General features: G+C 36.4%; 23 protein-coding genes, 1 pseudogene and 1 riboswitch. Of the genes and pseudogenes, 19 read left to right on the forward strand and 5 right to left on the reverse strand.

The features are described 5' to 3' along the window. Nucleotides 1-646: 646 nt before the first annotated feature. The 5 genes from CC92_RS0118455 to CC92_RS0118475 all read left to right on the forward strand — a co-directional run bounded on the left by CC92_RS0118455 (nucleotide 647) and on the right by CC92_RS0118475 (nucleotide 7,579). Nucleotides 647-1,186, forward strand: a complete 540-nt coding sequence (locus CC92_RS0118455) for a Chromate resistance protein ChrB (protein ID WP_031420605.1) — start codon at nucleotides 647-649, stop codon at nucleotides 1,184-1,186. Between the two features lie 17 nt (nucleotides 1,187-1,203). Next, nucleotides 1,204-3,708, forward strand: a complete 2,505-nt coding sequence (locus CC92_RS0118460; protein WP_081870272.1) for a cation-translocating P-type ATPase — start codon at nucleotides 1,204-1,206, stop codon at nucleotides 3,706-3,708. Nucleotides 3,709-3,843: 135 nt separating this feature from the next. Next, on the forward strand, nucleotides 3,844-5,589 hold the full coding sequence (locus tag CC92_RS0118465; protein WP_031420609.1) for an ABC transporter ATP-binding protein: 1,746 nt from the start codon (nucleotides 3,844-3,846) through the stop codon (nucleotides 5,587-5,589). Continuing rightward, on the forward strand, nucleotides 5,579-7,324 hold the full coding sequence (locus CC92_RS0118470) for an ABC transporter ATP-binding protein (protein WP_081870273.1): 1,746 nt from the start codon (nucleotides 5,579-5,581) through the stop codon (nucleotides 7,322-7,324). The genes CC92_RS0118465 and CC92_RS0118470 overlap by 11 nt, the downstream gene beginning before the upstream one ends. A 72-nt stretch (nucleotides 7,325-7,396) precedes the next feature. Beyond that, nucleotides 7,397-7,579 (forward strand): hypothetical protein, encoded by a 183-nt coding sequence (locus CC92_RS0118475; RefSeq protein WP_031420613.1) that lies wholly within the window; start codon nucleotides 7,397-7,399, stop codon nucleotides 7,577-7,579. Here CC92_RS0118475 and CC92_RS23545 read toward each other — a convergent pair. Beyond that, nucleotides 7,536-7,820 carry an AI-2E family transporter gene (locus CC92_RS23545; protein ID WP_242847882.1) on the reverse strand — a complete coding sequence of 95 codons (285 nt, stop codon included), beginning with the start codon at nucleotides 7,818-7,820 and terminating at the stop codon, nucleotides 7,536-7,538. The two genes, CC92_RS0118475 and CC92_RS23545, sit on opposite strands and share 44 nt — an antisense overlap. Here CC92_RS23545 and CC92_RS23130 point away from each other — a divergent pair. After that, the gene (locus tag CC92_RS23130; RefSeq protein ID WP_242847883.1) at nucleotides 7,753-7,893 is read left to right on the forward strand and encodes a hypothetical protein; all 141 of its coding nucleotides are present in this window, start codon (nucleotides 7,753-7,755) and stop codon (nucleotides 7,891-7,893) included. The two genes, CC92_RS23545 and CC92_RS23130, sit on opposite strands and share 68 nt — an antisense overlap. A gap of 339 nt (nucleotides 7,894-8,232) precedes the next feature. Here CC92_RS23130 and CC92_RS0118485 read toward each other — a convergent pair whose 3' ends face one another. Then, nucleotides 8,233-8,805, reverse strand: coding sequence for a TVP38/TMEM64 family protein (locus CC92_RS0118485; protein WP_197035812.1), 573 nt, complete (start codon nucleotides 8,803-8,805; stop codon nucleotides 8,233-8,235). 481 nt (nucleotides 8,806-9,286) lie between these two features. Between CC92_RS0118485 and CC92_RS0118490 the strand changes: the two genes are divergently transcribed. After that, nucleotides 9,287-9,829, forward strand: coding sequence for a TetR/AcrR family transcriptional regulator C-terminal domain-containing protein (locus CC92_RS0118490; protein ID WP_031420616.1), 543 nt, complete (start codon nucleotides 9,287-9,289; stop codon nucleotides 9,827-9,829). Between the two features lie 109 nt (nucleotides 9,830-9,938). On the opposite strand, the gene CC92_RS0118495 is transcribed toward CC92_RS0118490, so the two are convergent. Continuing rightward, on the reverse strand, nucleotides 9,939-10,958 hold the full coding sequence (locus CC92_RS0118495) for a hypothetical protein (RefSeq protein WP_031420618.1): 1,020 nt from the start codon (nucleotides 10,956-10,958) through the stop codon (nucleotides 9,939-9,941). A 260-nt stretch (nucleotides 10,959-11,218) separates the two neighbouring features. Between CC92_RS0118495 and CC92_RS0118500 the strand changes: the two genes are divergently transcribed. The 10 genes and pseudogenes from CC92_RS0118500 (at nucleotide 11,219) to CC92_RS0118540 (ending at nucleotide 20,105) form a co-directional block, all read left to right on the forward strand. After that, nucleotides 11,219-12,571: a radical SAM protein gene (locus CC92_RS0118500; protein ID WP_051926216.1), complete on the forward strand. Its 1,353-nt coding sequence runs from the start codon at nucleotides 11,219-11,221 to the stop codon at nucleotides 12,569-12,571. Between the two features lie 20 nt (nucleotides 12,572-12,591). After that, nucleotides 12,592-13,461, forward strand: coding sequence for a DegV family protein (locus CC92_RS0118505; protein ID WP_031420621.1), 870 nt, complete (start codon nucleotides 12,592-12,594; stop codon nucleotides 13,459-13,461). Nucleotides 13,462-13,496: 35 nt separating this feature from the next. Then, entirely contained in the window at nucleotides 13,497-14,237 is a 741-nt protein-coding gene (locus CC92_RS22710; RefSeq protein WP_156037027.1) for a hypothetical protein, read from the forward strand. 151 nt (nucleotides 14,238-14,388) lie between these two features. Then, on the forward strand, nucleotides 14,389-14,817 hold the full coding sequence (locus tag CC92_RS23135) for a SpoVG family protein (RefSeq protein ID WP_242847876.1): 429 nt from the start codon (nucleotides 14,389-14,391) through the stop codon (nucleotides 14,815-14,817). A 5-nt stretch (nucleotides 14,818-14,822) separates the two neighbouring features. Further along, the gene (locus CC92_RS23140; protein WP_242847877.1) at nucleotides 14,823-15,086 is read left to right on the forward strand and encodes a septation protein SpoVG family protein; all 264 of its coding nucleotides are present in this window, start codon (nucleotides 14,823-14,825) and stop codon (nucleotides 15,084-15,086) included. Nucleotides 15,087-15,147: 61 nt separating this feature from the next. Next, nucleotides 15,148-15,618 carry a DUF6674 family protein gene (locus CC92_RS0118520; protein WP_051926217.1) on the forward strand — a complete coding sequence of 157 codons (471 nt, stop codon included), beginning with the start codon at nucleotides 15,148-15,150 and terminating at the stop codon, nucleotides 15,616-15,618. Continuing rightward, nucleotides 15,590-15,919 carry a metallophosphoesterase family protein gene (locus CC92_RS23670; RefSeq protein WP_197035813.1) on the forward strand — a complete coding sequence of 110 codons (330 nt, stop codon included), beginning with the start codon at nucleotides 15,590-15,592 and terminating at the stop codon, nucleotides 15,917-15,919. Before CC92_RS0118520 ends, CC92_RS23670 begins: the two co-directional genes overlap by 29 nt. After that, a pseudogene (locus tag CC92_RS0118530) lies at nucleotides 15,880-16,257 on the forward strand (recombinase family protein); the annotation flags it as partial. The gene CC92_RS23670 and the pseudogene CC92_RS0118530, both read left to right, overlap by 40 nt. A gap of 471 nt (nucleotides 16,258-16,728) precedes the next feature. Then, a riboswitch (NiCo riboswitch) is annotated at nucleotides 16,729-16,833 on the forward strand. A gap of 109 nt (nucleotides 16,834-16,942) precedes the next feature. Further along, nucleotides 16,943-19,465, forward strand: coding sequence for a cation-translocating P-type ATPase (locus CC92_RS0118535; RefSeq protein WP_031420629.1), 2,523 nt, complete (start codon nucleotides 16,943-16,945; stop codon nucleotides 19,463-19,465). A gap of 4 nt (nucleotides 19,466-19,469) precedes the next feature. Next, nucleotides 19,470-20,105, forward strand: a complete 636-nt coding sequence (locus CC92_RS0118540) for a class I SAM-dependent methyltransferase (protein ID WP_031420630.1) — start codon at nucleotides 19,470-19,472, stop codon at nucleotides 20,103-20,105. A gap of 56 nt (nucleotides 20,106-20,161) precedes the next feature. Here the strand turns inward: CC92_RS0118540 and CC92_RS21200 are convergent, their stop codons facing one another. Both CC92_RS21200 and CC92_RS23150 read right to left on the reverse strand, forming a co-directional pair. After that, complete coding sequence (locus tag CC92_RS21200; protein WP_242847878.1) at nucleotides 20,162-21,247, reverse strand: IS110 family transposase; 1,086 nt, start codon at nucleotides 21,245-21,247, stop codon at nucleotides 20,162-20,164. Between the two features lie 12 nt (nucleotides 21,248-21,259). Further along, complete coding sequence (locus tag CC92_RS23150) at nucleotides 21,260-21,433, reverse strand: hypothetical protein (protein ID WP_242847879.1); 174 nt, start codon at nucleotides 21,431-21,433, stop codon at nucleotides 21,260-21,262. Between the two features lie 297 nt (nucleotides 21,434-21,730). Between CC92_RS23150 and CC92_RS0118550 the strand changes: the two genes are divergently transcribed. Further along, complete coding sequence (locus CC92_RS0118550; RefSeq protein WP_031420631.1) at nucleotides 21,731-22,387, forward strand: L-2-amino-thiazoline-4-carboxylic acid hydrolase; 657 nt, start codon at nucleotides 21,731-21,733, stop codon at nucleotides 22,385-22,387. Nucleotides 22,388-22,400: 13 nt separating this feature from the next. Further along, entirely contained in the window at nucleotides 22,401-23,018 is a 618-nt protein-coding gene (locus CC92_RS0118555; protein ID WP_031420632.1) for an L-2-amino-thiazoline-4-carboxylic acid hydrolase, read from the forward strand. The last annotated feature ends 213 nt before the right edge of the window (nucleotides 23,019-23,231 follow it).

Here is a 23,231-nt window from a genome sequence, read left to right on the forward strand (position 1 = left end):
TAAACTTTAGGTAATCATTTAAGAAAATTTATTCTCAATAGAAATTATTTTATGGTAATGTTAGATATGATATATAATATTTTTATTTTTGTGAAAAATGCATAATGTATCGTTATGATAGTTCCAGAATAATCAATATTGAAAAGTTAGATTGATTTATTTAATATTAAAATAAATGCGAATATAATCATTGAAGTCATTAACCACCATATAGAGTTATACTACATTTTGCATGGCTTTGATTTTTTACTAATGACATCATTTTTGTCTACTCAAGGTACATGATTGATTTACCCTCTTTAGAAATTTCGATTTTATAATCAATAGCGTTATTAATTAAACTGATAGGGAGCAACATCCTGGAATATGGTGTTTGTATAAGATTGTTGCGCTATTATTCTGAAACAAAAAAAATCCTTCCATAGAGGTATGGAACGGTGAGAGTTTGTGTATGAAACCCACTTACGTTAGTTCACCTAAACCTGCCATTCTGGAGGCATTACTATGCCAAGCAACTACACATAAGAACAGTTATTAATAAAATTTTTCAAAAGCTCTATTGACAATCAAATTTCAATAAAGTAAAATGTAACCAGTATTACATGTAATACTGGTTACATTAATTTTAAAATAGGAGGGTAATAAATTGGAAGAAAAGGAATGGTTAATATTAAATTATACAATACCTAAAGAACCTTCCCGGATTCGAGTAAGTGTGTGGAGAAAATTAAAAAAGTGTGGTTCAGTAATTATTGGACAATCAATGTGGATGCTGCCCTTATCCAATGAGCATATTGATATTTTTACTGAAATATCAAATGAAATTTTACAAAACAACGGTGATGCTTATATACTGAAAGGTGTTTTAGTTAGTGATAATGGTTCAGATAATATTGTCGAGTTATTTAACAAAGCAAGGGATGAAGAATACAAAGAGCTATTAGATAAATGCGAGGATTTTTTCCGTGAGATAGAAAAGGAAACCGAAAAAGAGAATTTTTCATTTGTAGAAGTTGAGGAAAATGAAGATGAATACAACAAACTTATTGAATGGCACAAAAAAATTGCTAAAAGAGACTTTTTCAATGCCTCGCTAAAAACGGTATCAGCGCAGGAGTTAGAAAAATGCAAGCAAATATTAGATGATTTCAGCAATCAAGTCTATGAGCTAAACAATGAAAATTAATTTAGGGAGGAATTTTAATGAGAAAATTGGATGCAATTTGGTCAATGGATAAAAAAGCCGTTCAAAGCGCATTGAATTCTGATATATCAAAAGGTCTGAGTTCAGCTGAAGCTGAGAAACGACTGAAAGAAAGCGGCTTAAATAAAATCACACAGTCTAAAACTATAACGTTCTGGGACATTTTATTTGAAGAGATAAAAGAGCCTTTAATTCTTTTACTGCTTACCATAGGGGTAATATACAGTGTTTGGGGCAAGATTGGCGATACGATAACGATTATTTTTGTAATACTTACCGTAACATTGGTAGAGGTTTACACGGAGTATAAAGCTAAGAAAAGTATTGAATCATTGAGAAAGCTTGCTTTGCCGACAACATGGGTTATGCGGGACGGGAAAGCTGTTGAAATAGAAACAAGCCTCATAGTTCCGGGTGATATACTCATATTGAAAAATGGCGTTAAAATAAGCGCTGATGCCCGTGTTATCGATGCAAGCGGACTAGAGGCAGACGAATCACAGTTGACAGGCGAATCTATGGGTATTGCTAAAATCGCAGATCTGATGCCCGCGGCTACAGGATTACATGACCGAACGAATATGGTTCACATGGGCAGCATCATACTCAAGGGCAAAGGAACGGCGATGGTGGTCAATACCGGAATGGATACGGAGCTGGGGAAAATAGCAGGGCTCACACAGGAAGCCAGAGAGCCTAAAACACCTTTGCAAAAATCTATGAAGCAGTTGTCCAAAAACCTTATTTGGATTGCAGTAGTATTTAGCGTGCTCATCCCTGTATTAGGTGTGTTTAGAGGATTGCCGCTTAAGGATATGATATTGACCGGTTTGTCTCTTTCATTTGCAACAATTCCTGAAGAAATGCCGATCATCGTGACCATGCTACTGGGGCTTGGATCAGTTAACCTTTCCAAGAAGAATGTGTTGATAAGAAGAACCCAGGCAGCGGAAACCTTAGGGAGCGTTACGGTCATTGCTACAGATAAAACAGGAACCCTTACCGAAAACAAAATGAGCATTGAAAAGTGGGCGGCAAAAGACGAGCAGCTGTTGTTTACTATCGGAGCGTTGATGGCGGACGTTGCATATGATAGCGAAGGCGGATTTTTGGGCGATCCGATGGATAAAGCGGTTATTGATAAGGCACAAGAAATGGGCCTCGAGAGAAAAGAAATCCTAAATCGTTATAAGCTGATACAAGATTTGGGTTTTGATGAAAACAGAAAGGTTTTTCAATCACTCTATCAAAATGAAGGAAAAACAATCACTGTTTTGAAAGGTGCGTCCGAAAGCATATTCTCCATGTCCAGGCAGGACGATGAAATGGAGAACAAACTTAAGGAATCAATGTCCATAGGCTACAGAACCATAGCAGTAGCATATAAAGTGGATTCTGAGAAATTTTTTACAATAATCGGACTCATCTGCTTTGACGATCCCATCCGGGAAGGTGTTAAAGAAGCAATTGCTAACAGTAACGGTGCAGGCGTTAGAGTTATTATGATTACGGGAGACCACGCGAGCACTGCCAAAAGAGTGGCTGTAAACGCAGGAATAAAGGTGACAGGTGTGCTTACCGGGGATGAAATCAATAGAATGTCTCCCGAAAGTCTTTCTGCTGCTGTCAAGAAATATAATATATTCGCAAGAATTTCGCCAGAGCAGAAGCTCAATATAGTAAAAGCACTTCGTGAGAATGGAGAGGTAATAGCCGTAACAGGCGACGGCATCAATGATGCTCCTGCTTTAAAAGCAGCTGACATTGGGATCTCGATGGGTATATCGGGTACTGACGTGGCCAAGGAGGCTGCGGATATGATATTAACGAACGACAGTTTCACGTCGATCGTAGATGCCATACAGGAGGGCAGAAGACTTTATGATAATTTGTCTAAATGTGTAAAATATTATCTGTCCTGTAAAGTAGGACTAATCATATCATTTTTAGTGCCTGTACTGTTTAACATGCCTCTTCCGTTTTCACCAATACAAATAATAATACTGGAGTTATTTATGGATTTGGCGGCGTCAACATCCTTTGTAGCTGAACCTGCAGAGTCGGATTTGCTCAAGAGAAAACCGAGAGATCCAAAAGAAAGTTTCATGAATAAAAACATGATGACAGGTATTTTCAGCGGAGGTATCACACTTTCGGCGGCAGTACTCGCTGTGTACTTCTTTAGCTGGTTTACGACAAAGGATCTTGCAACCGCGCAGACATTTGCATTTATAATATGGCTCTTTGGTCATGTATGTCTGGCCCTTAATATGAGAACAAATCATGTACCTTTAACAAAGGTGAGAGTGTTTTCAAGCCGATCCTTCAATATTTGGATGAGCGGAGTAGTTGTATTTCTCTTGATAGCACTTAATGTACCTGTACTCAGTGATTATTTAAAGCTTACGCCTGTTGGAATTTTGCCAGTAATATGCCTTGCTTTAGTGGCTGTTTTGGCTACCTTTTGGATGGAAGTACTTAAGCATTTTAAAAAGCAGTTTTGAGGAGGAAAATGGGTAGTTATAAACTATAATCGCCCTAAGAAACCTTCCAGGCTGCATTGGAAATAATGCATCCGGGGTTATTGTTCTTACAATAATTATTCCTCAAATAAATATAATAAAGAAAGGTGGTTTATTGTGGCAAAATTAAAGATTGAACCTATGAAAAACCCCGATAAAATTATTAATTATTGGAAAAAAGAAAAATTCGTTGTGGCATGCATTTTAATTTTTGGTCTGACTTTCAATATCTCAATTATTTTAGGTCCCATTTACCAAGGCAAGCTTATTGATTCTATCGTTGGAGGAGGAAGTCTGTCCTCTATTGTAACACTTACAGGTACTTATGTAGTTCTTATTGGAACTATTCAACTTTTGCGTTACTTTAAACGCTTTTATATAAGGCGTTTTGCAAACAGCACCAGTGCTACGATGCGACTTATGATTTACAATAATATTATGCATAAAAGCATTTCTGAGTTGGATAACGAAAATACTGGCAACTTGATGACCAGAGCTATTTCTGATGTTGATCTGTGCGTGGAAGGTATGCGAAAATTCACTACGGAGCTGTTTGATACTGGTGTGCTTATGACTGCCTATATCATCTCGCTGCTAGTTTATGATGTAAAAATAACGATACTTTCTATTCTTTATATTCCGATTGCCATGATGCTTGCGGAAAAACTGAAAAGTATCATTTACAAATACTCCATTGACTTTCGCAAAAAAAGCAGTGAGGTTGCTAGCATTACCTTTGATTCTATTGAAAATGCCATGCTCTACCGTGTAAACGGTATGGAAGCTCAAAACAGAGCGAAGTATAATGCCGAATTAGAAGATTTGCAGAACAAAGCAATAAAAGCCAATATATTAGAGAATTCCATGCAGCCAATTTACAATGTTATAGCTATGATTGGAATCATCATGGTAATCTACTTTGGCGGAGCAAAGGTTATTCATGGTGGTTGGACTATAGGGATTTTTTCTACATATATCACCATGTTTATTGCCATGGCAAATAAGGCAAGTAAAGCAGCCAAATTATTTAATTCTGTGCAAAAATCACAGGTATCATGGAAACGTATTAAACCCTATCTTAAGGAATACGAAAATAAAGATACTGCCGCTAATATCAATAAGGATAGCACAAAACTTTCAGTAGAAAATCTAGGTTTGCGTTATGCAGTAAGTAAGGAAAACATCATTGAAAATATAAGTTTTGAAGGAAAGCAAGGAGATATTATAGGCGTAACGGGACCCATTGCTTCCGGTAAATCTACACTTGGGATATCTTTGACAGGGTTATATCCGTATCTAGGTAGTATAAAAATAGACGGGAAAGAACTTACAAGTTACTCGGAATATGAAAGAAGTCAGATGATTTCTTACTTGGGTCATAAGTCTGAGCTGTTTTCGGACACTATTTATAACAATATTACTCTGGGAAATGAGAAGGATATTACTTCAGTTCTAAAGGATGTTTGCTTTGATACTGATTTAGCAGCGATGCCGGATGGGCAAAATACTTTAGTCGGAAATAGCGGAATTCGCCTAAGTGGTGGTCAACAGGCGAGGATATCACTTGCAAGAGCTTTGCTTAACAAAAACAAAATTATTATTATCGATGACCCATTTTCAGCAGTTGATATGAAGACGGAAGAAACAATTATCGAAAATCTTAAAAATAATTATAAACACAGTTTAATTATACTTATTTCCCATCGTTTGACTATTTTTAGCAAGATTAGCCAGGTTGTATTCTTGAACAATGATAAAATGACAGAATATGGTGCGCATAATGAGCTGATGAAAACCTCGGATCTTTATGCAACTATATTTAATTTACAATGTACAGAGAGTGGTGATGACAATGGAAAATAGTTTGGTAAAAAAGTCTATTATAAAAGTAATTAGAAAAAATATGGGTCGATGTATATTACTGATCTTTGCTGTTTGCGGCACTGTCATCACAAGTTTAGTTCCTCCACAGATTTTGAAACAAATCTTTGATCAAAACCTTGTGCCAAGAAGCAGTGACGGGCTGCTCATGTTAGCAATAGCTTATATGGGTGTTATATTGTTTATTGGCGTCTTTGATTTTATGAAGGAGGCTGTCCTTACAGTTTTAGGGCAAAAAATCACAAAGGAAATCCGGGTTGAAATGATGGTAAAGCTTGAAAAAATATATGCCTTGTTTTTCTCTAGCAATGGGTCTGGTGTAGTTGTTTCAAGATTTACTAACGATGTGGATGCGATTAACTCTTTGTTTACGAGTGGTATTGTGGGAATGATGATCGACTGTTTAAAGGTTATAGGAATTATATTTTCTATTTGGCTGTTCAGTGAAACGCTTGGAATCATCACTATAATATTACTTCCCATTATTTATGCGATCACAAGGCTTTTTCAAAAAAGAATGTTAAAGGCACAGATAGAAAATCGAATTTTAGTGGGCAAGGTAAACAATCATATTTCCGAAAGCTTGAAAAATGCACAGATGATTAAGGTTTTCAGCAAAGAAAACTACATGGAAAGGAAATATACGGAGCATTTACTGGATAACTATAAAACTGTTGAAAAAGTAAATTTCTATGATTCCGTATTTCCTCCTATGATACAAATTACCCGTGCTGTTGTAATTGCCATAATTGTTATTCTATCATCGAAGCAACTTAATTATTTGGGGATATCCCTGGGTATGGTTGCAGCATCCATTGATCTGATTTCAAACTTGTTTGCACCAATTGAAAATCTGGGAATGGAGCTTCAAAACATTCAGCAGGCAATATCCGGTATTCATCGAGTGAACAACTTTTACAGTGAGACAGAAGACACTAATACGATTAAGGAATTACAAGCAGAAAATATTATACCAATCCGTGAAGAAGTAAGACTTTCATTTCACGACTTAACATTTCATTATGAGGAAGGAACAGATGTTTTGCAAAATATCAACCTTATAATAAAACCACAGGAAAAGGTTACATTTGTCGGTAGAACAGGCGTTGGAAAATCCACATTATTTAAACTTATCATGGGATTACTGAAACCTTCTGAAGGCAATATTACAATCAATGGAATTGATGTTTACAACATACCGAATAATGAAAAACGTAAGATATTTGGTTATGTAGATCAGAGCTTTCATTTGATAAAAGGCACAGTTGCGGAGCAAATCAGTCTACAAGACGAGAGTATCACAAGAGAGCAAATTGAACATGCACTGGAATTTGTGGGAATGACGGATTATATAGCATCTTTAGAGAAGGGCTTTGATACACAAGTAATCAATGACACTCTTTTTTCACAAGGACAAATGCAACTTCTTGCGATTGCAAGAGCAATTGTGACAGATCCTCCAATTTTACTATTGGATGAAATTACGGCAAATCTAGATTCAATCACTGAGGAAAAGATAGTTACAGTACTGCAAAAGGCAAGCCGAGCACACACAATACTGTCGATTTCTCACCGTTTATCCTCTATGATTGCCAGCGATATGGTTGTTATTTTAGAAAATGGCAGAGTAAAAAATACAGGTTCTCCGGAAATGCTGTTGCAAAAGGATGACTGGTATCGCAGCCATCTTGCACTGGAGAAACTGACTTGGAGTTAAGCTGGATATATACCTTTAAGTGAGTATGAAGATGAAAGTAGTCCAATTAGGAATACAGAAGGAGGAGCCTATATGCAAGATTCACAGCTAACCAAAAACGCATTATTTGCATCTATGAAGGAACTTATGGCTAAGTACCCGATGGAAAAAATCAAGATTGTCAATAATGTTGAACGTTGCAATATGAATCAGCAGAGCTTTTACTACCGCTTTAAAGATAATTATGATTTTGTAAACTGGGTTTATTATTTGTAGCCTCATGTAATAAAGCATAAGCAGAAGCAGCTAATAACATTCCTATGGGACTAGCAAGATTACCACCAATAGTAATTGATGCAAGTACCCATATGGCAGGAAGATTAATTTTAGAACCAACGACTCTGGAATAAATCATATTCCCTTCTACTTGTTGCAATATTAGTAGAAATATGATAAAAACAAAGGCTTTGAAGGGATTAACTGTAAGTATCATAAAGGCAAAAACAATAGCACAAATATATGCACCTACAATGGGAAGTAGAGCTGTTACACCAACCAAAGAACCAATCATAGGGGTGATAGAACAATAGCAATAGGATGACGTAGTTTTTTAAAATATTTATTAGAATTTTTGGTAAATAAATGTTTCTCTATAGGACGCATGGGAACATTAAAAATGAGAGATAATACTACTCCTTATAATAAAGGAAATATAAAATCTACTAACCAAGAAGAGATTGCATTTGCAATAATGTTCATATGTCCCAAAGCTAAATAAATTAATATATAAATGGTAAAAATTCCTATGATCCATTTGGATACAAAACTACGTTTTTTCCTGCTTTCTATTAGCCTTGATAACTCCATTTTAGACATTAATGTCTTGCATAAGTGATGCAATCTTTTTTGGCTAAAATCATTTTTAAATATTATTTGCTTCCTTTTTCAGATTTGTGTTTATATAAGTAATTCGCAAGTAAAGAAAAGCCTGCATAAAGAATCATCAACAAAATTGAGACCCAAAACATAGGAGAATCAGGCTTTGTTATACTTGCCCCGAGCAGTGTGGAAAGTATGGTGTTTGGAAGTGATCCAAGAATGCTGGCGAATATATAACGTGAAAAAGGTATCTTTGTTGCACCAAGATACAAACTGACCACATCCATTGGAAGGAAGCTGATGATTCTTAGGAAGAAACATACAAAAAATGAATTATTATGTTGCAGTTCTATAATATGAGAAAGTTTAGGATATTTTTTTGTTAGTTTATCAACAGTAATAGTGCCGGAAAAATATCCGATCCAAAAAGAAACAGTGTAACAAATAAGCATTCCTGCAATATTAACAAGAAGAGCTATTCCGGTTGGGAAAAGATGTCCGCCAGCAATTTTTAAGATAATAAGCGGAAAAAAAATTGACAAACTTTTTATCGCATACAAAAGAAGTAAAATACACGCAGCAAAATAAGGGTTCTGTGGAGTGTATTTTAATATTGATTCCACAGTAAGTGTTTTCCCAAAGAAAATGTAACAAATTATAAAAATGATACATAGCACTATGGGAAGAAATTTAATAAAGGATAAATATTTGCCGGTTTTTTTTGAATTCATTATTTTTCCTTAATCAAAGCCGTGGTCTTTTAGCTAACCACCATTTTAAATTCAATTACTGTAATTATGATTATATAAGATATATTTAGACATTTCATTAGACCAAGTTTATAGTTTGTCGCAAATTTTTACTTTTTTACAAAAGTGTTACTTTTTTGGACAAACAGTCGAAAGTGTCCCAAAAGAGGTCGCTGGAATTCTTGAAGAAGCTGTTTATTTATGTTAAAATTTACAGATATAATGTGCGGTTGAAGTCAGCGTGATGAGATAATTCCTGTATCCATCTTAAGAGGCGAAATTTATTCGTATAAATGGTTAAGTTTTGTCTTATTTATATTTTTGGTAAGGATATTTTGCGAAGGAGGAAACGAATGTGGCAGATTCGAACATAACGAAAAGAGCGCTTGCTGCAGCGTTAAAGGAGTTGATTGGAGAAAAAGCATTTGAAAAAATAAGTGTTGGAGATATTTGCGAAAAGTGTGAAATGAATCGCAAGAGTTTTTACTATCATTTCAAAGATAAGTATGATTTAGTGAATTGGATTTTTGATACAGAGTTTATTGCAGCTACAAATAAAAAAAGATATGAAACCGGCTGGGATTTACTTGCAGATATAAGTCGGCTTTTTTATGATAATCGAGATTTTTATCGCAAAGTGTTGTGCATAAAAGGACAAAATTCATTCTCCGACCATTTTAGGGAATTGTTACTTTCCGTAATTGGCAGTCGCCTTCACGATATTTTAAATATTGAGATAACACAAGAGTTTCAAATTAATTTTTTTACGGATGCATTTGTTATGGCTTTTCAAAGGTGGATTTTAGAGTACACTTCTATGTTGCCTTCAGAATTTTTAGCACAGATTAAGATTTGTATTCAATATCTGGCAGTCAGATATAGTGAATTGGAGCCTTAATTTACTTTTTGGATTTGTTATAGAATAATACATATTAATAAAGTGAAGGAACAGAATAGTCGATTCCTTCACTTTTTGTTATCATTCATTAAATACTTATATTAGAAACTTAGGCTTTGGGTTTTAGAGAAACTTGTTTTAGTATTTCAATGAGCGGATGCTTAAAGCAATTGAAATTTTCATACTTATTTGAGTCATAAATTTGACTGAGTTTTCCTTCTTTGCTAAAGCCAATCGAACATGCCTCCTCGGATATGATACCATCAATAAAATAACTATCATAAATAATATCAAACGGAATTGTTCGATAAATCTGTTGAGCTCGTGTTTGCAGTATATATTGATAAACACTTACTTGTATTTCCGGCGGACAAGATGGAAATGCAAACAAAGCAGTAAACACAGGGTGCAGAATTTCAGCATCAGTTAAAAAATCACCATTAAATATTTTATTCACATCACATTCTTGATAAGGATAGAAAATTGAGTATAAAAATTTTCTTGTACGTAATAAGATACAAGCATCTTCAATTCCATCCGTATATTCCACTGCAAGCATCAGATTGTTCACTTTACTGGCTTCATCTAATAGAATATTTGTAATTTCTTTGGGAGAGCAGAAGATGATAAAGGCACATTCAGAAAATTTCTCTGCAAGTTCTAAAATATGTGGTGTCCCATCAAGAGAATAAATCATCCAGGTGTAAATTCCAAGTTCTTGTCCCTGCTCAATAAGGGAGTGATACGCTTTATTTCTTTCCAAATAAGCCAGACCACTGATTTCTAGAGAGATTGACCATGGAATATTGAATTGTTCTTTTTCTTCGATTGCCCGAATTCTTTTGGCTCCTTTCGTACAACTGTTGTAGCCAAGGTTCATTCCGAAGGTAACAAGTCGTTCCGTATCAATTGTAGATACAATATCAGGAACTAGTTTATAGTAGGAACTATGTTCGTTTTTTAGCATTTCCTGTGTGGTTTCAAAAAATTGTTGTTGAAATTTTCCTTCTGAAAAATTAAGTGCCATGTCCACTAAATTGCGAGTACTTCTTTCAGGATCATCTTGTATCTGTTTTAAAGTTTTTCTAATAGTTGTTTCTATTAACCTACGGTTAAGGTTATTTTCCATAAGCTACCTTCCTTTACGTATTTACTGAAATTTCAAGTAAGCAGAAAACATATCTTACACGGTTTAATCATAGTTAGACTTAGATATTTGTACAATGGACAAAAAGTTGATTCTGTCCAAAAATGTGACAATTTTTTTGAGTGTCAAGATTTAAGACATTTTCTGTGTTGTGTCCGTTGTATTTCGTAAATGAATTTCTATAATTAGTGCATAAGCATATTGTAAATGCTAATAAAAATTTCATAAGGAGAAGAAAAGGTATGGCTGAGAAGAAAACTAAAGAAATTATGCAGGAGTTTGCAATTAAAAAGGCACTTGGTTATCTGGAGAAGGACCCAGAAAAGAATGCACCTAAGCTTATGGATATGGTGGATAAGGTCTGCCCAGATGATTGGTACGGAGGTGCAAGAAAAACGATACGCAGGATTTTAGAAGAAAAGGGAAATTGGTATGAGCTTGTATTGCGTATTTATGATTTGGATCCTGGAGTTAGAAAAGTTTTTTTTGAGAATTTTATTTTCAACTCGGCACTGAAAGGCAGTGCGATTCAGAAGGAAATTGCTGAGAAGAACAATTGCAATGTACCTTGGGCTATTTTAATGGACCCGACCTCTGCTTGTAATCTTCACTGTACGGGCTGTTGGGCAGCAGAATATGGACATCAGTTAGAGCTTGATTTTGATACACTTGATTCTATTGTTAAGCAAGGTAAGGAGTTAGGCACATATATGTACATATATACGGGTGGTGAACCATTAGTACGCAAAAAGGACTTAATCAGATTGTGTGAGAAACATACCGATTGTGAGTTTTTATCATTTACGAACGGAACATTGATTGATGAAGAATTTTGTCAGGAAATGCTTAGAGTAAAAAATTTTGTTCCGGCTATCAGTCTAGAAGGCTTTGAAGATGCCAATGATGGGCGAAGAGGTGATGGTGTATATCAGAAAGTTATAAATGCCATGAGATTGTTAAAGGAAAATAAGCTACCTTTCGGTATTTCAACCTGCTATACTAGCAAAAACTTTGAAGATGTAAGCAGTGAAGCATTTTATAATCTGATGATAGAAAACGGAGCATTATTTGCATGGTTCTTCCATTATATGCCTGTTGGGAATTCAGCAGTTACTGAGCTTATGCCGACACCAGAGCAGAGAGAGGAAATGTATCATAGAATTCGTCATTTTAGAGAAATAAAACCGATTTTCGGAATGGACTTCCAGAATGATGCTGAGTTTGTAGGAGGTTGCATCGCAGGAGGACGCAGTTACTTCCACATAAATGCAAAAGGAGATGCTGAGCCATGTGTATTTATCCACTATTCTAATGCAAATGTTCATGACACATCAATAATTAATATTTTAAAGAGTCCTATTTTTCAGGCATATCATGATAACCAGCCATTTAATGACAATCAGTTACGTCCCTGCCCGATGCTGGAAAATCCGGAAGTCTTAAGAAAACTAGTAAAGGATACCGGAGCAGTAAATACTGACTATCAGGAGCCGGAAAGTGTAGATCATTTATGTGATAAATGTAATGCTTATGCAGAAAACTGGAAACCAACAGCGGATAGACTGTGGGAAGACAGCCATTCCTGTGAAAGCTAATTAGTAGGAAAGGAATTGATATGGATTATCAAATATTCACAGATGCTACGGCAGATATTAGTGAAGAGATGCTTGTAGGACTGCAACATATTGAGATTGTTCCAATGGAAATTAATATTGGCAATAAAACTTATGTTTATGGAACAACAGGAAATCTTACAGTAGAACAGTTTTATGCGATGCAGAGAGAAGGGATGTTTGCAAGCACAACACAAATTCGACCAGATAAATATAAGGAAGCTTTCGAACCATATTTGCAAAAGGGGAAGAACATTTTGTATTTAGGTTTTTCATCAGGCATGTCAGGCACAGTCAGTTCAGCGAGTTTGTGTGCCAGGGAATTGGAAGAAGCATATCCTACGAGAAAAATACTTTGCATTGATACTCGATGTGCATCAGTGGGTGAAGGTTTTCTTGTTAGAGAAGCTACCAAGAAGCAGGCAGAAGGAATGAAGCTGGAAGATCTAGCACAATGGGTAACCGAACATTGTTTAGATGTGTGCCATTGGTTTACGGTGGATACATTTCAGCATATACTTCATGGTGGAAGAGTATCTGCGGCAGAAGCGATTGCAGGAACGGTTTTAAAGATAAAGCCATTATTGCATGTTGATGATGAGGGTAAATTGCAAGTAATGGAAAAACCTCGTGGGAACAAGCAGGCGATGAAAGTAAAACTGAAACATATGGAGAAGGGATGGATGCCAGAGCTAGGAAAACTGGTTATTGTTGGACATGGAGATTGTCCTGAGAATGGGAAACTATTATGTGAACAAATTACAGAGCATTATCCTGAGGCGGAAATCTATATGGTTGATATAGGCCCGGTTATTGGTGCACATACAGGTCCTGGAATGATGGCACTTATCTATTGGGGAAATAACCGATAAAAATAGATTGTTTGTGCTAAAGAAGTGTAATGCCTATGAGCAAGACTCTTTCACGAAAATTTGAAAAGAGATTTAATTGGGTACAAGGATGTTGGATTGCAGCTCAGTGGCTCTTGATTGGAAATGGAATAATTACTTTATGTAATCTGGGGGAAGAATTAGTATACCTTTACAAACGATTCGGATTCGGAATTGTTGTACGAATTATGACTAGAGACAAACAGTTAATTGCAAGTCCAGAGTTTAGTATAACCATTGGTAAATCACAATTTACAGAACGAGTGGATGGAGGAACGGTTATGCTGGAAGCTATCAGTAAATTCAAGACAGGTGATATTTATCCAATTGGCAGATTCAAAGGGTTTGATTTGCTTGTAGAGAAGAATTATATGGGAGTAAATTATATGGTTCTTCGTGGTAAGACTGAGTACAAAGCAGAACTTAGTACGAGCCCTGTTGGTAATATGGTCAAGCTTGAAAACACATTTAATGGGTTATCTGAAAATGAAGAATTTCTGATTAAGAAGATAGATCAGTACCAACGGGACATGGAACAGTCAAAGCAGGAGTATGAAAAGCCATTTTCGTACGAAACAGAGCTTAAAGAGAAACTGGCAAGGCAGTTTGCGTTAAATGCAGAGCTGGATCTTGAAAACAGCAAGGTAGAAGACGTTGATTTGAATGGCGTAGAAGTTAAGGATAATGATGTTCCAGACAGTAATGTGGCAGAGCGAGGAAATGACTACTTAAACGGACTGGATAATATGAGGAGGTAGTCATGCTCTATCATGTTTTAGTGATTATATTAGGCAAATAAATGATTATAGCAGGAATGTTTATTGTAGTTGGGATTGTCATTTTGGCAGTCCCTTTTTAATAAAAATATATTTTTATGTATGCCAGAAGCATACAGAAAGAGAGGATTTTATGAAGTATTCAATCAGAACAAATGAAATTAAGGGAAATGAAAGGCAACAAGGTGAGAATGCATCTCACCTAAGAGGTTTTGCAACATTAACCTTTGGAAATGACTTTAAAATAACCAATATTGCAATTTTGGAAAGTAATGAGGGTAAGCTTTTTGTGTCAATGCCACGCTACAAATCCAGTGATAAAGATGAAAAGGGTGCGAATGTATATAAGGATGTATGTAATCCAATTACAAAAGAATTTTGTGAGGAACTTTATGACAATATCTTAGAGGCTTTCGAGAAGGCAAAGTGTGCAGATAAAATTGAAGAGGTAAAAAGTCAGGAGGGAACAGAGATGCCTAGTTTTTCCGTTTCAGTAACTCCCTTTGAAAGAGAAGGAAGTAATATTGGAGGACTAGCACTTTTGAGAATTGCTTTATTGTAAACAATGTGTCCATTCTTCAAGGAAAAGAAGAGAGTTTATTTGTTGCAATGCCATCCTATCGTACAAAACAGGTGGACGAAAATCAGAAGGCGGTATATCAGGATGTTTGTTATCCAGTAACAAAGGAATTTCGTGAGAAATTATATGGTGAATTAATATCTTCATATCAGGAGGCGAAGGAAAAGATGGAATCTGTGACGCAGATACAGGCACAAGACAAGGTGGTAGTGAGTGTTGGACAACCGGATAGAGAGACACCATTTCGCTAATAGATACTTATGATTTAGGCGGTGCGAAAGCATCGCCTTATATAGAATGGAGGAAAGTTATATGGAAAAAATGAATACTGCATTGACGCAAGATGAGATTGTAATGGAGCTAATTAGGCTTTTGAAAGAAAATCAGATGATGCATAAAGCAAATTATATCTTTGAATCGGCAACATATGTTGATGGACTTGAGAAAAAGCTGAATCAGGTTGTAGCAGAATTAAATGATGTGAAAAAGCAACTTGCTGATTTGCAGGAACAACAGATGATGAAATCTATCAAGGCACAATTAGCAAAAGCATCAAAACGTATGGAAGCTTTATGCAATAGCATGAAAGAGCAGTTGTTCGAAGTAAAGAAGGAATTTAAGAAAAAAGCTACATCTATTGTTACAGAAGTCAAGGCAAAGGGAAATGAAGCCTTAAATCGTGTTTCTGAGTTTTTAGGAGTTAAAGAAAAACTTGAAAAGCTCCGCATGAATGTAAGAGAAGCAGGTATTGAAATTGATAAGACTATTGCCATATCTCTATGAAAATGAAGACTATCTTGCCCAATTGTCTGAAAAAATATCAGAGGATATCATAATCTGCGGACATACACATATACCATATTTCAGAAATATTAATGGGGAATATTTTATTAATGCTGGTTCAGCTGGTAAACCGAAGCACGGAGATAGTAGATGCACCTATGTGATTGTCACGATAGAAAAGGAAGCGGTGTCTTGTAGCATTGAAAAAGTTGAATACAATATTAATCAGATGATAAAGGATATAGAGAATAATCAGATGATATCAGATGGTTTAGTCGAAATGTTACGACTTGGGGTGTAAGTCGTTTTGCTAGGAACACGTTGGATTGCCTTAAATACATACGACAGTTGAAAGATAAGAATATTCCCGTATTTTTTGAAAAGGAAAATATCAATAGCATGGACTCCAAGGGAGAGGTTATGCTTATCATCATGGAATTCCTTGCTCAACAGGAGAGTCAGTCACTAAGTCAGAATGTGAAGCTGGGTGTACAATACCGGTATAAACAGGGTGAAATACAGATCAATCACAATCGTTTCTTAGAGTATACCAAGGATGGAAATAAGCGACTTGTAATTGATCCGGTTGAAGCAGAAGTTGTAAAGCGCATTTATTTGGAGTACCTTGAAGGGGCAAGCTATTATTTCTCTACTCTATTTTTAAAATTTTATTTGAACTATCATAGAACAGAGTGGATTTCTTTTGTTCCAGTTTTAGGAAAATATTCTTAACGTGCCTTAGAGGGGGTTAATAGGGACTTTGAATTCGAGAAAATATGCGTGAAAGGCCACAGCCTTTAGTCAAGACTAAAGGTGTAGAGAAGTGAATGGGCGTAGGGGCTTATGGCATGGTTACATTTGTATTTTTCAAAATAGAAAGCAATTGAAAACAACCGCGCAGGAGAATTCAACTCTTACATGGTTATTTTCGATTATATTTACTTGTATTTACTAAACTAAAAAATCAAGCCATCCATATGTAAATTAAAAAATATATCCACATTCATAGTAAACTAAAAAATATATCCACTTGACAATTAATGGATGTTGTGTTATCGTATTACTAACTCTTTGCGCTGCATTACATTTCTGATATGAAATGCGAGATCAACAGTACAAACTGAGCAGGCGATGAACCTTACATTTTAAGGTCATGGGGCTGGGCCACCAAGTGTGGCAGCAGATTGTGATTATATACACATCTGTGGGACAGTAGTATGTTCCATAGGTGTTTTTTTTATACCCAAAGGAACAATATGAACTTGAATGGAGTGCCATAGAGCTATCAATCGAATGCCAAATAGGCTAAACGGAGGTAACTTTTATGACAGACTACAAACAAAACATGGCGGGACTAAGCTCCGCCGAAGCTAAGAAACTGCAGGACAGATATGGTAAAAACGAATTGGCACCACAAGAGAAAGAAAGCTTCATTAAGAAGGTCTTTCACATCATTTGTGAGCCTATGTTTTTACTGTTGATTGTTGCTGCAGTTATTTATTTTATCCTTGGTGAGCCAAGGGATGGTGCTATCATGCTAATTTTTGTTATAGGTATTATCAGTATTGATGTGATTCAAGAATGGAAAACAGATAAAACTTTAAATGCGTTAAAAGATTTATCCGCTCCACATGTCACGGTTATCCGTGATGGAAAAGAAACTGTTATCGCAAGTTCTGACCTTGTACCTAGCGATTTGATGATGATTTATGAGGGGGTGAAAATCCCAGCTGATGGTATTGTAGTAAAATGCAATGACCTTTGTGTCGATGAGTCTTCACTTACAGGTGAGGCAGAGGGAGTCTGGAAGATAAACACAGAAAACGCAGAACCCACAAATGATTATTGGCGTAAAGATTATTGTTATGCGGGAACGTTGGTAACACAAGGAACAGCAACTGTATTAGTTGAAAAAATCGGTGCAACGACTGAATACGGTAAAATCGGTGCTAATGTAGCCACAGCACCAAATGAAGATACCCCTCTCCAGAAGCAAACAGGCAGTCTGGTAAAGGTTTGTGCAGGAATAGCTGCTGTACTGTTTGCACTTGTTGGTGTGGTTACCTATTTTAATATTCCTGATCACAGTTTTGGGGATAGAATGATTGAAAGTATTCTATCGGGCATTACTCTTGCGATGGCGATGATACCCGAAGAGTTTCCTGTTATTTTAACTGTGTTCCTGTCAATGGGAGCTTGGCGTTTGGCAAAAAAACATTCACTTGTTCGCAAACTTCCATCGGTTGAGACATTAGGTGCAGTGTCGGTATTGTGCGTTGATAAGACAGGGACAATTACCATGAATCAGATGACGGTGCAGAATGCGTGGGCACTGAACGATGATACTCATACCCTTATAGAAACTATGGGACTTGGTTGCGAAACGGATGCTTATGATCCCATGGAAAAAGCAATGCTTATGTATTGTGATGAACATGGTATATCTAAGGAGCATTTATTTGGCGGAGAACTTATTACAGAGTATGCCTTTACGAATGAACTGAAAATGATGGGGCATGTATGGCGCAGAAATGGTGAAATCATCATTGCAGCAAAGGGATCACCAGAGCGAATTTTGAATGTCTGCAATATGTCAGGTAAGGACCGGGAGTTTACTGAGCAGAAAATTACTGAAATGTCTAAGGAAGGACTACGTGTTATCGCAGTAGCTACCATGAAGCCAGCGACCGAAACAAACATTCCAGAAAAAATCACAGATTGTTCGCTGACGCTTCTTGGATTGATTGGTCTTGCCGATCCTCCGAGGGAGAGCGTAAAAAATGATATTGCTGTTTGTAAAAAAGCGGGTATTCGTGTAGTAATGATTACAGGTGACAATGGAATAACCGCATCATCCATTGCAAAAAAAATTGGTATGCCAAACAGTGATCATATAATAACTGGCGATATGATAAATGAAATGAGTGACGAGGAGCTTCGAGAAAAAGTTAAGGATGTAAGTATATTCTCTCGTGTTGTTCCTGAACATAAAATGCGTATTGTGAAAGCATTTAAAGAGAATGGAGAAATCGTTGCAATGACAGGTGACGGCGTAAATGATGCTCCAGCACTAAAATATGCGGACATAGGCATTGCAATGGGCAAACGTGGTAGCGAGGTGTCAAGAGAAGCTGCTGATTTAATTCTAATGGATGATAACTTCACAACTATTGTAGATACAGTGAAAGATGGTAGAAGAATTTACGATAATATTCGTAAGGCAGTTGGATACGTTTTCACCATTCATATTCCGATTGCGTTTGCATCTTTGTTAGCACCATTTCTTGGCATAACACCTACAGCCATTTTACTATTACCACTTCATGTTGTATTACTGGAACTAATTATAGACCCAACATGCTCGATCGTTTTGGAACGTCAGCCTGCCGAAACTGATATTATGGATCGTAAGCCACGCAATCCAAAAGAAAAGCTTTTAAATGCAAAAATATTTACAAAGAGCATTATTCAGGGACTAATTATCTTTGCTGCTTCCTTTGGAACTTATTATACTACACTTAACGGTAATTTTGACAATGCTCCATCAGCTCGTGCAATGGGACTATCAATTATTATCATTTCAAATCTATTCCTTGTTCAGGTTAATAGTTCAGATAATGATTTCGCATTTAAATCGGTTGCACGACTTGCTAAAGACAAGGTAATGTGGGCTGTTAACTTTGGCACACTTGCAATGCTGGGTATCATTCTTTATTCCCCAATGAATGCATTGTTGAAACTGGCACCGCTGTCTGTAACGCTGCTTTTGAAAGCTGTAGGTTTTGCAGTGGTAGCTGTATTCTGGTATGAACTTGTAAAACTTGTCAAAAAGTTTCGTAGAGGGTAGGCCTATGGGTTGGTATCAAGATATCATTTTCCCAAAGTTAATGCATTGGAATATAGGCAAAAAATCCATTTTGAAAAAACGTGCAGCATTGTTGAAACATGCATACGGAAATATACTTGAAATAGGGATTGGGGAAGGCACAAATCTTTCCCTTTATCCCACAGAAATCACTCACATTACTGCTGTGGAGGCTTATCCACGAAAGTTGCAAAACAGTGTTGTTGATGTTACCTTGTTCGCAGAAAGTGCTGGTGCACTGCACTTTGATGACAACATCTTTGACACTGTTGTTTCAACCTTTTCCTTATGCAGTGTTGATAATTTAGAGCAGGTTTGCGCAGAAGTTTACAGAGTGCTGAAGCCTGGTGGTATTTTCTTGTTTTTAGAGCATGGAAGTGCTAATTCTAAACTTTTCAAAAAAATACAGCATCTGTTCAACCCGCTTTACAACAAATACGCTTATGGTTGCAATATCATACGCTCTTATCAAGATAACATTAGAAAAAGCGGTTTAGATATTGTATATTTAAAAATTAATCATGCACCGATTTACCCAAGATTTCTGACAGGATATGTTTATGAGGGCATTGCAAAAAAAAACTCACAGGAGAAAAAGGGTGAAAAAAGTAGTGGATTTTGAGCCGAATTTAACTAAGGGTCTCTAAACCCCATTTTTGAAAAGTTATTATTTCAAGATTAGTTATCGTTGCATTTAAACAATAAAGAAGTGTCATAGCCTTGAGATTTTAAGTACGCAAAAACAGTTGTATCGTTTAATGTTACTTTGGGTTGGTTGTAAAGAGGATCCATCAATTCCTCATAATCAGTTGGATTAAACGGTTGTTTTTCAGAAACCATATGGTAGATACAGACCATCATCATTCTAGCAATTGCAATAATTGCCTTTTTATGACCACGACGTTTTCTGATTCGCCCATATTTTATTGCGAAATAAGGTTGTTTCTTACTTTTGATTGCAGCAAGTGCACACTGAACCATCAGCGGTTTTAGGTACGCTCCTGCTTTGGCAATCCGGACGGATTTTTTCTTACCAGCAGATTCATTGTTGGCAGGAGAAAGACCACACCAGGAACAGAGATGTTTGGCATTATCAAAGATATCCATACGCACACCTATTTCAGCAAGAACTATGGTGGCACTTAATTCAGTAATGCCAGGAAGTGCAGAAATTAGTTCAACATATTCATAGTAAGGCTTGATATGAACATAGAGTTCAACTTCGGTTTGAGTAATCATATCATCAAGATAATCCAAGTGTGCTCTTGCCAGTTCGAGTTTTTTAGCTTGATCTGTTTCAATGTTGTAACCTTTAATTGCTTCGATGATTTCGTCGGATTTGGCATTCGCTTTTTTCTTGATTAACTTTCGAACTGCTTTATCATCAATCGTTTCAGAGGTATTTGAAAGCAGATATGTCATGATTTCGGTGGCAGTTTTACAAAAGGGATCAGAAAGAATACTGGCGATACCAATATTTGAAATCGTCATGCAGTTTTGGATTCGATTTTTCTCAGAAGATTTCATGCAAACCAGTTTGAAACGATAGCGGGCAAGCTCACGTAACCCCCGAAAATCTTTTGGAGGGATAAAGGAACATCTGACCAAATCAAATTTGTATAAGTCAGCAATCCATTTAGAATCCTTTTTGTCTGTTTTTTTACCTTTAATAGATTTGACGTATTTAGGATGAGTAAGACAGATATCCATGTCCTGTTCAAGGTAGTTAAAAATAGGAATCCAATACTTACCAGTGGATTCCATACAGACGTGTTTTCAGTTGTTTTCAATTAGCCAGTCGTGAAACTTCTGAATATCAGAATTGATGGTTGAAAAAGATTTCTGATTATATTCAGAGATTCCAGAACCATTCGTAGTAACGATGGTTGCAACGATAACATTTTTGTGGACATCAAGACCACAACAGATGGGGTAAATGAGCCTCATCATAGAAATCACCACCTTAACTAAAAAATGGGAATAACAACATTGACTGTCATCCTGCGACTAATAAACATGGTTTATACCAATGATAAGGGTCCGGGCTCAATGTCCCACTTGTTTGTGCTTGAAAGGATGACGGCACATATAATTATGCGGGGTCAAATAAAATTCACCACTCGCCTCCCCGTGCTCTGTAGTGTATTGCTATTCCTTATAAGAATTATAAAACAGAGATTTGAGGGGCACAACAGTTTTTCATTACTTGTTTGTGTCTTGAGCGAAGCGAAAGAAATGGAGGAAATTATGATTAAACTTATTTATCATTTAACACTACACCGCAGCAAATGTTATTTAATCCAAAAATACGGAAAAGTTTTTTGGAAGAAATTCAAGGCAAATTCGGATAAGACCTTTGCTGAAATTTTGCCACAGGTGCCGGATATAGGCGACAGTATTTTTTCCTTCAGCTACGAGTTTGGCCCAAGCTATATTGCGTGGTATAAAAGCTTTTTAGAACTCGGGTCAACTCAAGATGAAATCATTCAAAATATCTGGACAATGAACGAAATGATGGTGACGACTATACCTCGACCATTTTTGAAGGCAACCGGCAAAATATATTTGAATGGCTTTCGTAAGAAGGCTGCCACTCATGTGACACGGCAAGTAAAGGGCAATTTACATCCATTCGACTGGGCTATTACTTATCGTGAAATTAATCAGAATAGCTTTGAACTGGATATTACCGAGTGTGGACTGAAAAAGCTGGCACATCAATTTAAAGCTGATGGGTTGCTTCCAGGCATCTGCCGCATGGATTACCTTTTAGCCAATCTTATGGGTACCGGATTTGTTCGTACAAAAACACTTGGAGATGGTGATGATTGCTGTAACTGCCATTATGATTTAATTGGCAAGTGTAATTGGTCACCCGAAAAGGGCTTTACTGACAGAAAGTAGAGGTAGCTTAACTATGAAAGATGTTTTTTCAAAAACTCGTATTCCGTATATTGCACAAGCGATGAAGGATAGTTTTCCGGATAAAGATATAGTATCAATATATCGAGATGCTTGTGCCATCTTGGAAAATGAAATCAAATGTATGAATGACAGAGAAAACATAGTTGTGGGCAGTCATCTGAGACAAAATGTTCTGCCCGGATATGCTTGTTATAAAGCACTTGTAAATGTGGGTATTCCGCAGGAGCAGGCTATTGATTTTGTTGAGTTAGAAATGTGCAAGGCTGTTGAGAGATTGGCAAAGTTATGCCGTTATTTGAGCACAAAGACTTATGCGTTTTCAGTATTCAAGCTTGCATTAACCCTTGGCATGAAATTTGGTTACCCCAAAAAAGGCTGGACATCACAAACAATTGAAAATAGCAAAAACAAGGTTTATTTTAATATTACCTCATGTCTTTACTGCGAAGAGTTGAAAAAACGAAATGCTCTTGCCCTTTGCCATGCTTTTTGTCAAACCGACCACGCTGCATATGATCCACTTGCTCCGTCGGTTATATTTGAGAGAAAAGGAACATTAGCAACAACAGGAGTAAAGTGTGATTTTTGTTTTAGGAAGGGACAGATATGATTTAGTTATCTTGCTTTTTGATGAAAGTAAGTTTTGTTTTAATACCATATTACAAAAAGCATGAGATGAATGAAAGAAATTCCATGTATGAAGAGAATACAAGGAGGGAATAAAACGTGGGAAATATATTTGATGGGGAATGTATTTAGAAGGGAAATAAATAGGAAAAAGTATACTTTTAGGGACACTCGAAATGGGTGTCTCTTTTGGTGT

Source organism: Lachnoclostridium phytofermentans, from assembly GCF_000733755.1.
GTDB lineage: Bacteria > Bacillota > Clostridia > Lachnospirales > Lachnospiraceae > Lachnoclostridium > Lachnoclostridium phytofermentans_A.

Bases quoted from the DNA above. Each gene is read 5' to 3' on its own strand.
- CC92_RS0118460 (WP_081870272.1), top strand. From the start codon at position 1,204: ATGAGAAAATTGGATGCAATTTGGTCAATGGATAAAAAAGCCGTTCAA.
- CC92_RS0118470 (WP_081870273.1), top strand. From the start codon at position 5,579: ATGGAAAATAGTTTGGTAAAAAAGTCTATTATAAAAGTAATTAGAAAA.
- CC92_RS0118475 (WP_031420613.1), top strand. From the start codon at position 7,397: ATGCAAGATTCACAGCTAACCAAAAACGCATTATTTGCATCTATGAAG.
- CC92_RS23130 (WP_242847883.1), top strand. From the start codon at position 7,753: ATGATAAAAACAAAGGCTTTGAAGGGATTAACTGTAAGTATCATAAAG.
- CC92_RS0118495 (WP_031420618.1), bottom strand. From the start codon at position 10,958: ATGGAAAATAACCTTAACCGTAGGTTAATAGAAACAACTATTAGAAAA.
- CC92_RS0118500 (WP_051926216.1), top strand. From the start codon at position 11,219: ATGGCTGAGAAGAAAACTAAAGAAATTATGCAGGAGTTTGCAATTAAA.
- CC92_RS0118505 (WP_031420621.1), top strand. From the start codon at position 12,592: ATGGATTATCAAATATTCACAGATGCTACGGCAGATATTAGTGAAGAG.
- CC92_RS22710 (WP_156037027.1), top strand. From the start codon at position 13,497: ATGAGCAAGACTCTTTCACGAAAATTTGAAAAGAGATTTAATTGGGTA.
- CC92_RS23135 (WP_242847876.1), top strand. From the start codon at position 14,389: ATGAAGTATTCAATCAGAACAAATGAAATTAAGGGAAATGAAAGGCAA.
- CC92_RS0118520 (WP_051926217.1), top strand. From the start codon at position 15,148: ATGGAAAAAATGAATACTGCATTGACGCAAGATGAGATTGTAATGGAG.
- CC92_RS0118535 (WP_031420629.1), top strand. From the start codon at position 16,943: ATGACAGACTACAAACAAAACATGGCGGGACTAAGCTCCGCCGAAGCT.
- CC92_RS0118540 (WP_031420630.1), top strand. From the start codon at position 19,470: ATGGGTTGGTATCAAGATATCATTTTCCCAAAGTTAATGCATTGGAAT.
- CC92_RS21200 (WP_242847878.1), bottom strand. From the start codon at position 21,247: ATGGAATCCACTGGTAAGTATTGGATTCCTATTTTTAACTACCTTGAA.
- CC92_RS23150 (WP_242847879.1), bottom strand. From the start codon at position 21,433: ATGATGAGGCTCATTTACCCCATCTGTTGTGGTCTTGATGTCCACAAA.
- CC92_RS0118550 (WP_031420631.1), top strand. From the start codon at position 21,731: ATGATTAAACTTATTTATCATTTAACACTACACCGCAGCAAATGTTAT.
- CC92_RS0118555 (WP_031420632.1), top strand. From the start codon at position 22,401: ATGAAAGATGTTTTTTCAAAAACTCGTATTCCGTATATTGCACAAGCG.